Below are 12,854 nucleotides of genomic sequence, written 5' to 3' on the forward strand. Positions count from 1 at the left end.
AAATGGTGGGACGCATCATCAGCATAGCGATCATTGCCTGCATCTTGGCCGGTGCTGCCTGGGCCCTTTGGCCCCGGCCGGTGGCCGTGGAAGTGGCCGTGATCGAGCGGGGCAGCCTCGCCGTGACCGTCGAGGAGGAAGGCGTTTCGCGCATCAGGGAAGTCTATCGGGTGACAGCGCCAGTGGCCGGCCGGCTGGTGCGCGTCGATATCCACGCCGGCGATCCCGTCACCCTGGGTCAGACCGTCGCCGTGATCGAACCGGCGCCGCCCGGCTTGCTCGACGAGCGCTCGCGCCTGATCGCCGAGGCCGCCGTTGCAGCAGCGGAGGCAGCCGTACAGCTGGCCGAGGCGTCGCTCTCGGAAGCGCAGTCGCGCGCCGGCTATGCGGATGCGGATGCGACCCGAAAGGCGGCCCTCGCCGAGCGTGGCGTCGTTTCCGCGCAGGTCAATGAGCAGGCCACGCTCGCCCTCTCGATGGCGAAGCGGGATGTCCAGGTTGCACAAGCAACGCTTGCCATGCGCCAGCAGGATCTCGAAAGCGCCCGCGCCACGCTCATCCAGGGCAGTGCCACCACCCCGGCGGGTCAATGCTGCGCAGATGTGCCGAGCCCCATTGCCGGGCAAGTCCTCACGGTTCTTACCGAAAGCGAACAGGCCGTGCAGCCAGGCACGCCCCTGATGGAGCTGGGGGAACCCGCCAACATGGAGGTCGTGGTGCAAGTCCTCTCTTTCGACGCTGTCCGGATCACATTGGGTGCGCCTGCCACGATCAGGAACTGGGGTGGTGAGCCGTTACGGGCACGCGTCAGCAGCATCAGCCCCGCTGCGGTGACCAAAGTCAGTGCCCTGGGCATCGAGGAGCAACGCACCGAGGTGGTCCTCGACCTGCTCGATCCGCCCCAGGTCTGGTCGCGGCTGGGACACGGCTTTCGGGTCGTGGCCGATATCGTGGTCTGGGAGGGGAAGGACCGGGTGCTTGTCCCCATCGGTGCCCTGTTCAGGGACGCGGACCAATGGGCCGTGTTCCGCGTCATCGACGGCAAGGCCAGGCTGGCCCTCATCCAGTTGGGCCAGCGAAATGCCGATTTCGCGGAAGTGCTGAGTGGCCTGGACCCAGGGGATATCGTTATCACCCATCCCGGAGACACGCTGGTGGATGGAGTGGACGTCGACAGCGCCGGTCCCCCTGAGACACGGCAATAGCCGGTTCAACCCGGCGGGCGCCGTGCGCTTCGCCGTGCCGGATGGAGCCGCTGCTTCAGAAACTCCGAGGTCAACAGATATGTGCCGGTGATGGCCGCCAACCCCAGCAGCACATCTGCCCGCATCGGGGCAAAGCCGAACGCGTCGGCAAGGGGCAGATAGGGCAGGGCGATGGCCACCGAGGCCACTGCAAGCGCCAGCAGCACGAGCAGTTGCCCCGGCGGGCTGGACCAGAGCGGCCGACGTGTGCGGATGACGAAGATGATGGCCAGTTCGGTCAGCAGCGATTCCACGAACCAGCCGGTCTGAAATGCCGTCACCTCGCCCCGCGCGACGTAGAGCAGGAAGGCGAAGGTGACGAAATCGAACAGGGAACTGACAAGGCCGAAGCCGAACATGGAACGCTGCACCTGCCTAATGTCCCAGCCATGCGGAGCCTTGAGATCGGCTGGATCGACGGCGTCGGAGGCGATCGCCAGACAGGGCAGGTCGGACAGGAAGTTGTTGAGGAGGATCTGCTTGGCCAGCATGGGCAAGAATGGCAGGAAGAGCGAAGCCGCCGCCATGCTGATCATGTTGCCCAGATTGGCGCTGGTAGTGACCAGGATGTATTTCATGGTGTTAGCGAAGATGATGCGTCCATCTTCGACCCCCCGCACCACGACGCCCAGATCCCGCCGGAGCAGCACGATATCGGCGGCCTCGCGCGCCACATCGACAGCCGTATCCACCGATATGCCGACATCGGCGGCGTGAAGGGCAGGAGCGTCGTTGATCCCGTCGCCCAGATAGCCGACCACATGCTGCCGGGCGCGCAGCGCCGCGATGATCCGCTCCTTCTGGTTGGGATCGATCTCGACGAACAGGTCGGTGCGGTCCACGCGGGCCTGGAGCGCGCTCCGCGTCAGGTGCGCCAGTTCCGCGCCGGTGACGATGTGGCGTGACGGCAGCCCGATGCGCCGGGCCAGGCGCTCTGCCACGTGGCGATTGTCGCCCGAGATCATCTTGACCCGAATGCCCCTGGCAACCAGGGCGGCCAGATCGGCCTCGATACCGGCCTTGGGCGGGTCGAAGAACAGCAGGTAGCCCTCCAGGCAGAGACCGGCCTCGAGATCGCGACTCACGGGGGTGCCGGCGGCCAATTTGTTCGTGGCGACGGCCAGGACGCGAAAGCCATCCTGGCTCCAGATACGGCATCGCTCTTCCACGGCCGTCCGCTCCGTCGCACCCAGCCGCCTGATCCTGCTGCCAATGCGCATGGATGAGCAGACCGCCATCACATTGGCCACCGCGCCCTTGCAAATCAGCTGCCGACCACCCGCGCCGTCCTCTACGGCCACCGAGAGGCGCTTGCGGACGAAATCGTAGGGCACCTCGCCCAGCTTGTGGAACCGCGACAGCTGGGCCGGGGCGTCGATGGCGGCGATGGCGCTGTCCATGGGATTGTCCATGCCGCTTTGTAGGCGGGCATTCAATTGCCCCAGCAGCAGGACGCGCTCGGACGCCTGCCCATCCGTCCCGTACCAGCCGTCCAGTTTCACCACCCCCTCGGTGAGGGTTCCTGTCTTGTCGGTGCACAGGACGTCCATGGTCCCCAGGCTCTCGATTGACCCCAGCCGCCGCACCAGCACGCCGGCCCTGCTCATCCGCATCGCCCCGCGCGACAGGGTCACGCTGATGATGGCCGGCAGCAGTTCCGGCGTCAGCCCGACGGCCAGCGCGATGGAGAACAGCAGCGAGTCGACGAGGGGCCGGTCGAGCAGCAGGTTAGCCACGAAGATGATGACCACGACGGCCACCATGATCCGCATCATCAGGTAGCCGAAATCGCGAATGCCACGGGCAAAGTCAGTCTCGGGTGCGGCCCGTCGCAAGGTCGCGCCGATCCTGGCGACTTCGGTGTCGTCCCCGGTCTTCATTGCAAGCACTGTCCCCGTGCCGCTGCGCACCGAGGTGCCGGCAAAGACGATATTGGTGCGCGCCATCGGGGCCGTAGTCTGTGCCACCGGCACCGGTTGCTTGTTGACCGGAAAGCTTTCGCCGGTCAGCACGGACTCGCTGACGCTGAGATCGATGGCTTCCATGACGACACCATCGGCCGGGATCAGGGCGCCTGCTGCCAGCAGCAACACATCTCCGGGCACCACTTCACTGGCTGGAACCCCCAATTCCGCTCCTTCGCGGCGCACGCGGGCAGTGATGGCCAGGCGTCCGCGGAGCGCTTCCATGGCCCGGGAAGCCCGATATTCCTGTGCGAAGCCGAGCAGCCCGCTGGCCAGCACAATGGCCATAATGACGGCCGCCTCGCTCCACTCTCCCACCACGGCCGCAACCGCGGCGCCAAAAATGAGAATGAGCACCAGCGGCGTGGCGAACTGAGCCAGAAGCAGGCCCGCGACAGCCGCGAGGGTGGCTCTTGGGCCAGACATCTTCGAGGGGCGGACCTGACTCCTCCTCGCTTCAGATACTGACAGGCCCTGGAGGCTGGAGCCCATTTTGTTGAAGAGGAGATGGTCGGGCAGCGACCAGTCTTCATCAAGCCAAGGGGCGGCACCTGAGGCAGAGAAGCCCTCATGCCCGTGACGGTTGGCCATTTCAGCATTCTCCCTCCCTTACGTCCGCGGGCGCAGTGCAATAATGCCTTGAGCGGCGCGTCCCTTGGTTGACCGGCGTCAAGGCGAACCAAGGGCTATTGCGGCGGGAAGGGCTTCAACCGGCCAGGCACTGTCGGTGGAACGCTTGGCTCACCGTCGCCCGCATGGGCAGCCAGAACAGTTCGTGGCGTTTCGGCTGCGTGCCGAACGCCCGGTCGCAATTTCGCCTGCGACATCGTCGTCGCGCCTGCTATATGGCATTCCCGAATGCTGATCATCGGGCGTCGAAGGGGAGGACGACATGAAGGCACTGGCCATTGAGCAGCCCGGCGAGGCTCGCATCGTGGAGATCGCGGTTCCTGAACCCGGTCCGGGCGAGGTCGCCATCGATCCGGCTTTCGTGGGTTATTGCGGCTCCGACCTGACTTCCTATCGGGGGCTGAACCCGCTTGTCTCCTATCCCCGCGTGCCGGGGCATGAGATTGCCGGCACCGTGTCGGCCCTGGGCCAGGGTGTCGCCGGGCTGGCGGTAGGCGACGTTGTGACGGTGCTTCCCTATTTCAATTGTGGCCATTGCCGCGCCTGCCGTGCGGGCAGGCCCAATGCCTGCGTCAATAACCAGACCATGGGGGTGCAGCGCGAAGGGGCGATGACCTCCCGAATTGTCGTTCCGGCAGAAAAGGTGCTTGCCGTGCCTGGACTGGCCCTGCGCGACGTCGCCCTTGTCGAGCCCTGCGCCGTCGGATTTCACGCCGCGCGGCGGGCCGAGGTGCAGGCCGGGGAGACAGTGGTGGTGCTGGGATGCGGGATGATCGGGCTCGGGGCCATGATGGGCTGTCTCCGGCGCGGCGCGCAGGTCATTGCCGTCGATCTCAGCCCCGGCAAGCTCGATGTGGCCCGCAGGTTGGGTGCCACCCATGCACTCGAGTCAGACGCGGACCTGGCGAAAAGGATCGAGGAGCTGGTCCCCGGCGGGCCCGATGTGGTCATCGAGGCAGTCGGTGCGGTCAGCACCTTCCTGGCTGCGGTCGACCTGGTCGGCCAGTGCGGGCGCGTGGTCTATATAGGCTATGCCAAGGATGCCGTTGCCTTCGATACCAAGCGCTTCATCACCAAGGAGATCGATATCCGTGGTTCGCGCAATGCACTGCGGAGCGATTTCAACGACGTTGTCACCTGGCTGCGAGACAATCCCGAGGCTGGCGGCCATATCGTCAGCGCCACGGTGCCGCTGGAGGAAGCGCCAGGCAAACTCGCCGAATGGGACGCCAGGCCCGGTGATTTCACCAAGATTCTGGTCAGCCTGGAGCCCGCTGCCTGACGGAGTCAGGGGCGGCCCGGCGAGGGGACCAATTGCGTGTCCAGCGCCTGCCGCCTTAGCACATGGGCTGGGCCGGCCAGCTTCACGTCCACATGCTCCCCGGGCTTGATATCCAGCGCATTGTCGACCCGGATCGAAAAGGTCCGGGGACCGGCGCAGAAGATGGACGCGATTTCCGGGGCGCCGCGATCGATGAACTCGATCTCGACCCGCCAATGGCCGCCGCAATAGGTCCGGTGGCGCACCAGCGGCCGCCGGTTTTCGTCGCTGCCGGCCGCAGGAGCCGGGGATAGAGAAATCTGGTCGGGCCGGATCAGCACGGTGCCAAGCGCCGGCCCGGCATGGTCCACGACAACCGGGCCCAGCGCCGTCATTGCCACCTTGTCCACGATATCGGCCGGCAGCACGATGGCATCGCCGAGAAAGGCCGCGGTTTCCATGTCGGCCGGGCGCTCGTAAAGCCTTTGGGGAGAACCGGCATCGGCAACCTTGCCGTTGCGCATGACGATCAGGTGATCGGCAAAGGCCATCGCTTCGGCCTGGTCATGGGTCACCAGCACCGCGGTGATGCCGCGCTCGGCCAAGAGGCTCTCCACCATGTCGCGCATTGCATCGCGCAGGCTGGTGTCGAGCGCCGAGAACGGCTCGTCGAGCAGCATCAGTTCCGGTTCTTGGGCGAGGGCGCGGGCCAGCGCCACGCGCTGCTGCTGGCCGCCCGAGAGCTGGTGCGGGCGGCGCTCGCCCATGACGGCGGAAAGCCCGACCTTCTCGAGCAGCTCGGCAATGCGGGCGTGCCGGTCTGCTGCTTGTCGCGGAATGGCGAAGCCGATATTGGCAGCCACGCTCATATGGGGGAACAGCGCCCCCTCCTGGGGTACATAGGCCACCCGGCGCAGATGTGGGGGCACGAAGACGCTTGGCGACGCCAGCACCCGTCCACCGAGCGTGATCTCGCCCCGGTCGGGTGCCTCGAAACCGGCGATCAGGCGCAATAGCGTGGTCTTGCCAGAGCCGGAAGGACCGACAATGACGGTGCGGCCACCGGCCGGTGCCGTCAGCGTGACGTCCCGCGCGGCCGGCTGGCCGCGATAGATCCGGGTAATGTCCTTGAGCTCGAGCATGGTCAGATCTGGTCGACGCGGTCCGATTGCAGCTGCAGCAGGACCACGAGAGGGATGGAAAGCACGATCATCAGCAGCGCATACGGCGCGGCGGAAGCGAAGTCCAGTTCGCTCGTATAGGACCAGAAGCGCATGGCCAGGGTGCGCGTGCCGTTGGGCGCCAGCATCAGGGTCGCCGTGAGCTCGGTGGTGATGCCCAGCGCCGCGAGCGCCGCACTGGCCAGTGCCCCGGGCGCCGCCAGCCGGATAGTGGTATGCCAGATGGCATTGAGCGGCGGCCGGCCCAGGCTTGCCGCGGCGCGTTCGAGCTCGATTGGCGCCTGCGCGATACTCGTGCGCAGACCCACCAGGGCCCGCGGCAGGAACATCAGCACATAGGCAAAGACGAGCGTAGCCGCGGTCTGGTAGAGCGGCAGCGCGATCCGCACGGTCACGGTGACGAGGGCCAGGGCGATGATAACGCCCGGCAGCGCGCCGACATAGGCGTGACTGGCCTCGAGTGCCCTTTGCAGCTTGCCCGGCGCCCGGACGCTGAGCCAGGCCATGGGCAGCGCTGCAAGCGTGGTCAGGACCGCGCCGGTTGCAGCCAGAAGAGCCGTCTGGCCGATCGAAGGCAGGATATAGTCGAACCGCCAGATGGCGGCGCCGCCTGCCCACAGCCAGCGCAGCAGGGTCGTCAGCGGCACCAGCAGCGCCAGGGACGCGAAAGCCACCGGCAATAGCAGGGCGATCCAGCGATACTGGCCCAGCGCCCGGCGGCGGTGCGGCCGGGCGGCGCCCGAGCCGACGCGGGCATAGCGTTCGCGGCCGCGCCAGCGCGTTTCGAGACCCAGCAGCACCAGGCACAGCAACACCAGGACACCGCCCAGCAGATTGGCCGAGGGGCCGCTATAGACCGACTGGAACTGGTCGACGATGGCGGTGGCGAAGGTGTCGAAGCGGGTCAGAACGAACAGGCCGTACTCGGCCAGCAGGTGCAGTCCGATCAGCAATGTGCCGCCCATGATGGCGAGGCGTAATTGCGGCAGCACGACGAGGAAGAACACGCCGATGGGCGTCTTGCCCATCGACTGCGCGGTCTCTTCCAGAGCTGGATCGAGCCGGCGCAACTGCGCGGCAACCGGCAGATAGACGAAGGGCAGATAGGCCAGGATCGAGATCAGCACCGCCGCCCCGATGCCGTGGAAGCGCGGGGCAAATGCGCTCCATGCATAGGAATGAACGAAGGCGGGCAGCGCCAGCGGGGCCACGGCAGTCCAGGACCAGAAGCGGGCAAAGGGCAGGTCGGTCCGTTCCACCAGCCAGGCCAGCGCCACGGCCAGCGCCGCCGAAAGCGGCAGCACCAGCACGAGCAGCAGTACCGTATTGACCAGCAGCATCCCGACCTTGGGGCGGAACACGAGATCCATGATCGTGTCCCAGCCGCTGGTGGTCGCCACATAGAGGACAAAGGCCAGGGGGAGCAGGCTGAGCAGCCCGGTCAGCACCGCCGCCCCGACGATCAGCCGGTATCCGCCCCCGCCGGACGGGGGACGCAAGCCCCGCCCGGGGCGCCACGATGCGGTGCTTGCTGTCATGCTGGGTCTAGAGCAGTCCGGCTTCCGTCATCAGTGCGGTCACCGCCGTCGTATCGAGCATGCTCGGATCGATTTGCGGAGCATCAAGGGTCTCGAGGGCCGGCAGGCTCGGATGCGAGGCCCGGTCAACGCCCACTGCATATTCGTAGGAGGTGCCGTCGCGCAGGACGCTCTGCCCCTGTTCGCCGGTGATGAAGCGCAGGAAGTCGAACGCGGCTTCCTTGTGCTGGCTGGATGCGAGCACTCCGCCGCCCGAAATCGATACGAAGGCGCCGGGATCCTGATTGCCGAAATAGTGCAGGGCGGTATTGCCGCTGCTCTCGCCCGTGCCGGCCTGATCGCCGTACCAATAGTAGTGATAGATCAGCGCGCCATCGACCTCGCCATTATTGGCAGCGGCCATCGCAGCCCGATTTCCGCGCACGATCACGGCGTTCTGCTGCAGGCCCTTGAGCCAGGCCTGGGTTGCCGCCTCGCCCTCGATCGCAAGATAGGCGGCCACGATCGCCTGGAAGTCAGCACCATTGGGCGAAGCGGCCCAGCGCCCCTGCCATTCTGGGTCGGCGAGATCGCCCATAGTCTGGGGCAGGTCGGCCTCGGACAGCTTGTCAGTATTGTATGCAAAGACGGTCGAGCGGGCGGCAATGCCCATCCAGTGCCCATTAGCCGGCCGGAACTGGGCCGGGACCTGATCAAGCAGGTCCTGCGGCAGCGGTTCGAAGAGACCGGCATTGTCCACCAGCACCATGGCCGGAGAATTCTCGGTGAGGAACACATCGGCGGGAGAATTGCTTCCCTCCTGGACGATCTGGTTGCCTACTTCGAGGTCAGAGCCCTGGCGAAGCACGACCGGTATGCCGGTTTCCTCGGTAAAGGCGGTCGCCCATTCCTGCGCCAGGCTCTCATGCTGGGCATTATAGACCACGATCGGCTCCTGCGCCTGCACCGGCTGGGCAAGCCCGATCGCCAGCGCCATGGCTGCAAGCTGCATTGTCCGATTGACCATTTCCGTACTCCTGGCCCGTGCTTGTGAGGAAAGATGATGGCGACTGTCTAATTAAAACGCCTGCCGATGTCCATGGCGGTTGATTAAATAAGATGATTATCGTAGTCACCTTTCTGATTTCACTGGAGGAATGGCAGATGCATCCGTTTGGCAGGCGCACATTGCGCGGTTTCGCTGTAACACTGGCCCTGTCGGTCGCGCCGGTCGCTGCCCTCGCGCAGGCCCCGGACCCTGCGGCCGTGCTCGACAACTATGCGGACCTGGCTTTCTCGGGTTATGAAGACGCCTTGATCACCGCCAAGGCGCTCGATGCCGCCATCGATGCGCTGATTGCCGACCCCAGCGAGGCAACGCTGGCGGCCGCCCGCGAGGCCTGGAAGGCAGCGCGCCTGCCATATCAGCAGACGGAAGCCTTCCGCTTCGGCAATCCGATCGTCGACGAGTGGGAGGGGCGCGTGAACGCCTGGCCGCTGGACGAGGGGCTGATCGACTATGTCGCGGCCAGCTACGGCACGGAAAGTGACAGCAACGCGCTCTACGTGGCCAATGTCATTGCCAATCCTCTCATCACCATCGACGGCAACGAGGTCGACGCCACCAACATCACTCCCGCACTGCTTCAGGATGCATTGCAGGAAGCAGCCGGCGTCGAGTCCAACGTTGCCACTGGCTATCACGCTATCGAATTCCTGCTCTGGGGCCAGGACCTCAACGGTACCGGGCCGGGTGCGGGCGAAAGGCCCTACACGGACTATTCCACTGCCGAGCATGCCGATCGCCGTGCAGCTTACCTCAAATCCGCGTCGAGCCTTCTGGTGAGCGACCTCGAAGAAATGGTGACCAATTGGGACGAGGACGGCGCAGCGCGCGCAGCGCTTCCGGACCTTGGGATTTCGGCCATTCTGACCGGCATGGGCTCGCTCAGCTTTGGTGAACTGGCCGGTGAGCGGATGAAGCTCGGTCTCCTGCTCCATGACCCGGAGGAGGAGCATGACTGCTTCTCGGACAACACGCACATCTCGCATCTCGAGGATGCCCGCGGCGTTCAGAACGTCTATCTGGGCAGCTATCGCCGCATCGACGGTTCGGTGGTCGAGGGCCCCTCCATCTCCGATGTGATTGCGGCAAGGGATGCCGCGCTCGATAGCGAAATCAAGGCGCTGCTCGAAGACACCATGGTCAAGATGCAGGCCATGGCCGATCGCGCCGAGGCCGGAGAGGCCTATGACCAGCAGATCGGCGAGGGCAATGACGAAGGCAATGCGGTGGTACAGGCCGCCATTAATGGCCTCATCGCCCAGACGCGCGGCATCGAGCGCGCCGTCGCCCTGCTCGATCTGCAAGACGTCTCCATCGAGGACAGCGACTCGCTGTCCAATCCGGACGCTGTGTTCGAATAGGATGATCTGCTAAGTCCCGCCCGGGCTATCTGGCCCGGGTCGGCAATTACCTGGAATTCGAATGCAACTCCGCCTCACATTCGCGCTGATTGCGCTGCTCGGCAGCGGCCTTGTCCTGGCACAGGATGGCATCGGTCGCACGGACCTCAGTGCTGAAGAGCTGGCACGCGTGCGGGCCGTGACCGCCCCGACGACCGACTTCTCCAAGGCGGAGGCCTTCGAAACCAATCCCGCCGGCAAGGGCACGACCCGCTTTTCGGTCAACCAGGATTCGTTCAGCCACTTCCTCGACAATCTGAGTTTCGAGCAGGAAGAGCGATTCAAGCTCGGCAACGCCCTGTTCCGCAAGATCTGGGTCAGTTCGCCCAGTTCCACCCAGGCGTCCGACGGGCTGGGGCCGCTATTCAATGCGCGCGGGTGCCAGAGCTGCCACATCAAGGACGGCCGTGGCCATCCGCCTTTTGAGGGGCAGGCGGAGAACGTCTCGATGTTCCTGCGTCTCTCGGTGCCGCCCAGCGAGCCCGATACGCGCGACGCGCTTGATGGCGTGTTTGCCGGAGAGGTGGGCGACCCCACCTATGGCACGCAATTGCAGGACTTTGCCGTCCCGGGCCTTCCGGCCGAGGGGCGCATGGTGATCGACTATGCCGACCTGCCGGTGACCCTGGGCGATGGCGAGATCGTCACGCTGCGCGCGCCGACCTATTCGGTTGCCGATCTCGCTTATGGCCCATTGTCCGAAAATGTCATGCTCTCGCCGCGGATGGCCAATCCGATGATCGGCCTCGGTCTGGTCGAACAGATCCCGGCCGAGGATATTTTGGCACTGGCCGATCCCGACGACAGGGACGGGGACGGCATTTCCGGCCGGCCCAACTGGACCATTGCCCCCGAAACGCACACGGTCGCGCTTGGACGTTTCGGCTGGAAGGCCGGTATGGCCAGCGTGCGCAGCCAATCGGCCGGCGCCTTTGCCGGTGACATCGGTATTTCGACGCCCCTGGTGGACCATCCCCATGGTGACTGCACCGACAACCAGCCCGATTGCCTGGCCCTGCCGACAGGCGAGCAGGCGCGCCTGGGCCCCAGCGAAGCGCCGGACCCGGTGCTCGACCTGGTGACCTTCTATGCCCAGACCCTGGGCGTGCCGGAGCGCCGCAATGTGGACGACCCGGCCGTGCTGGTCGGCAAGCAGGGCTTCTACGAGGCCGGATGCGCCAGCTGCCACGTGCCCAAATTCGTGACCAGCAAGGCCGCCGACAATCCGGCCCTGCGTTTCCAACTGATCTGGCCCTATTCTGACTTCCTCTTGCACGATATGGGTGAGGGCCTGGCCGATCACCGTCCCGAGGGGCAGGCAGATGGCTATGAATGGCGCACGCCGCCGCTTTGGGGGATCGGGCTGACCCAGACCGTGTCCGGACACAGCTTCTTTCTCCACGATGGCCGCGCGCGCAACCTGACCGAGGCCATTCTCTGGCACGGCGGCGAAGCGCAAGCGGCGCGCGATGCCTTCGCTACCATGAGCGCGGACCAGAGGGCGGACCTGCTGACGTTTCTGGAGTCACTGTGATGCGAGTTTTGCTCCCAGTACTGGCCGTTCTCTGCCTGGCTACACCGGCGACGGCGCAGATCGTCACGCCATCAGAGATATTGCGCTCCAGCGTCAGCAACGTCATTCGTCCCCAGGTGAAGGCTTTCGCAGACAGCGGAACGGATATGGCGGCAGGCATATCGGGTCTATGCGCCGAGCCCGGCAGCGACCGCCTCGTGGAAGCCAGGGACGCCTTCACAGACGTGGCCACGGCCTATGGACGCATGGAGTTCTTCCGCCTTGGTCCTCTGCTTGAGGACAACCGCGCGGACCGGATCCTGTTCTGGCCCGACCGGCGCAGCATTGGTCTCAAGCAGGTGCAGGAAAGCCTGGCTGAACAGGATGCTGATGCGACCGATCCAGCCGGCCTCTATGCCAAGAGCGTGGCCGTGCAGGGCCTGGGCGCGCTCGAATTCGTTTTATTCGGCACCGGCTCGGAGACGCTGTCCGGTGCCGAAGGCGCCTTCCGTTGCGCCTATGGCCGTGCCATCGCCGACAATCTGGCGCTGATCGGCGCCGATATCGTCACCGCCTGGGACGATCCGGACGGAATCGCCGGCCATCTGATGCAACCCGATGCGAGCTACGCGGACTATCGGACCGAGACCGAATCGCTCGAGGCACTGGTGGGGCTGGTGGCGCATGGCGTGGAAGCGATACGGGATAGCCGGGTCAATCCGTTCATCGCCGGGGACGACGGCAGGGCCAGCCCGAAACTGGCGCTGTTCTGGCGGTCGAACCAGACCATCCCCATGCTCCGCGCCAATCTGGATGGGCTGCGCCAGCTCGTGACCTATTCCGGCGTGGTTGCCGATGCCGCCCTGGCCGCGCAGATCAATGCCGCCTTCGATCGGGCCGAAGTGGCTCTGGACACAGTCACCGCGCCCGTGGAAGAGGCGGTCACCGACCCCATCCAGGCCGCGGCCCTTGCTGATTTCGTCGAGGCTACCCGGCAATTGCAGGCCCTGATCGGTGAGGACTTGTCGGCCACGCTGGGTCTCAGTGTCGGGTTTTCCTCGCTCGACGGAGATTGATC

Annotated in this window: 9 protein-coding genes; 5 read left to right on the forward strand and 4 right to left on the reverse strand. The window is 65.5% G+C overall.

Features of this window, described 5'->3' with window-relative positions:
• Positions 1 to 2 precede the first annotated feature (2 nt).
• The gene (locus tag K1X15_RS07855; protein WP_220306913.1) at positions 3 to 1,205 is read left to right on the forward strand and encodes an efflux RND transporter periplasmic adaptor subunit; all 1,203 of its coding nucleotides are present in this window, start codon (positions 3 to 5) and stop codon (positions 1,203 to 1,205) included.
• 5 nt (positions 1,206 to 1,210) lie between these two features.
• Here K1X15_RS07855 and mgtA read toward each other — a convergent pair whose 3' ends face one another.
• Complete coding sequence (gene mgtA, locus K1X15_RS07860; protein ID WP_420828376.1) at positions 1,211 to 3,727, reverse strand: magnesium-translocating P-type ATPase; 2,517 nt, start codon at positions 3,725 to 3,727, stop codon at positions 1,211 to 1,213.
• Between the two features lie 373 nt (positions 3,728 to 4,100).
• Between mgtA and K1X15_RS07865 the strand changes: the two genes are divergently transcribed.
• Entirely contained in the window at positions 4,101 to 5,120 is a 1,020-nt protein-coding gene (locus K1X15_RS07865; RefSeq protein ID WP_220306915.1) for a zinc-binding alcohol dehydrogenase family protein, read from the forward strand.
• 5 nt (positions 5,121 to 5,125) lie between these two features.
• On the opposite strand, the gene K1X15_RS07870 is transcribed toward K1X15_RS07865, so the two are convergent.
• From K1X15_RS07870 to K1X15_RS07880, 3 genes are read right to left on the reverse strand one after another with little or no spacing between them, the layout of a single operon-like run.
• On the reverse strand, positions 5,126 to 6,247 hold the full coding sequence (locus K1X15_RS07870; RefSeq protein ID WP_220307473.1) for an ABC transporter ATP-binding protein: 1,122 nt from the start codon (positions 6,245 to 6,247) through the stop codon (positions 5,126 to 5,128).
• Positions 6,244 to 7,779 (reverse strand): ABC transporter permease, encoded by a 1,536-nt coding sequence (locus tag K1X15_RS07875; RefSeq protein ID WP_240549689.1) that lies wholly within the window; start codon positions 7,777 to 7,779, stop codon positions 6,244 to 6,246. Before K1X15_RS07875 ends, K1X15_RS07870 begins: the two co-directional genes overlap by 4 nt.
• A 46-nt stretch (positions 7,780 to 7,825) precedes the next feature.
• Complete coding sequence (locus K1X15_RS07880) at positions 7,826 to 8,824, reverse strand: iron ABC transporter substrate-binding protein (RefSeq protein ID WP_220306917.1); 999 nt, start codon at positions 8,822 to 8,824, stop codon at positions 7,826 to 7,828.
• A gap of 137 nt (positions 8,825 to 8,961) precedes the next feature.
• Between K1X15_RS07880 and K1X15_RS07885 the strand changes: the two genes are divergently transcribed.
• The 3 genes from K1X15_RS07885 (at position 8,962) to K1X15_RS07895 (ending at position 12,852) form a co-directional block, all read left to right on the forward strand.
• Positions 8,962 to 10,224 (forward strand): imelysin family protein, encoded by a 1,263-nt coding sequence (locus K1X15_RS07885; protein ID WP_220307474.1) that lies wholly within the window; start codon positions 8,962 to 8,964, stop codon positions 10,222 to 10,224.
• 61 nt (positions 10,225 to 10,285) lie between these two features.
• On the forward strand, positions 10,286 to 11,797 hold the full coding sequence (locus K1X15_RS07890) for a di-heme oxidoreductase family protein (protein WP_220306918.1): 1,512 nt from the start codon (positions 10,286 to 10,288) through the stop codon (positions 11,795 to 11,797).
• Entirely contained in the window at positions 11,797 to 12,852 is a 1,056-nt protein-coding gene (locus K1X15_RS07895; RefSeq protein WP_220306919.1) for an imelysin family protein, read from the forward strand. Before K1X15_RS07890 ends, K1X15_RS07895 begins: the two co-directional genes overlap by 1 nt.
• Positions 12,853 to 12,854 lie beyond the last annotated feature (2 nt).

The sequence above is a fragment of the Devosia salina genome, assembly GCF_019504385.1.
In the GTDB taxonomy this organism is placed as follows: domain Bacteria; phylum Pseudomonadota; class Alphaproteobacteria; order Rhizobiales; family Devosiaceae; genus Devosia; species Devosia salina.

What these genes read in the sequence shown, in the direction of transcription:
- K1X15_RS07855 (WP_220306913.1), top strand. Translation starts at nt 3, where the DNA reads ATGGTGGGACGCATCATCAGCATAGCGATCATTGCCTGCATCTTGGCC.
- K1X15_RS07865 (WP_220306915.1), top strand. Translation starts at nt 4,101, where the DNA reads ATGAAGGCACTGGCCATTGAGCAGCCCGGCGAGGCTCGCATCGTGGAG.
- K1X15_RS07880 (WP_220306917.1), bottom strand. Translation starts at nt 8,824, where the DNA reads ATGGTCAATCGGACAATGCAGCTTGCAGCCATGGCGCTGGCGATCGGG.
- K1X15_RS07885 (WP_220307474.1), top strand. Translation starts at nt 8,962, where the DNA reads ATGCATCCGTTTGGCAGGCGCACATTGCGCGGTTTCGCTGTAACACTG.
- K1X15_RS07890 (WP_220306918.1), top strand. Translation starts at nt 10,286, where the DNA reads ATGCAACTCCGCCTCACATTCGCGCTGATTGCGCTGCTCGGCAGCGGC.
- K1X15_RS07895 (WP_220306919.1), top strand. Translation starts at nt 11,797, where the DNA reads ATGCGAGTTTTGCTCCCAGTACTGGCCGTTCTCTGCCTGGCTACACCG.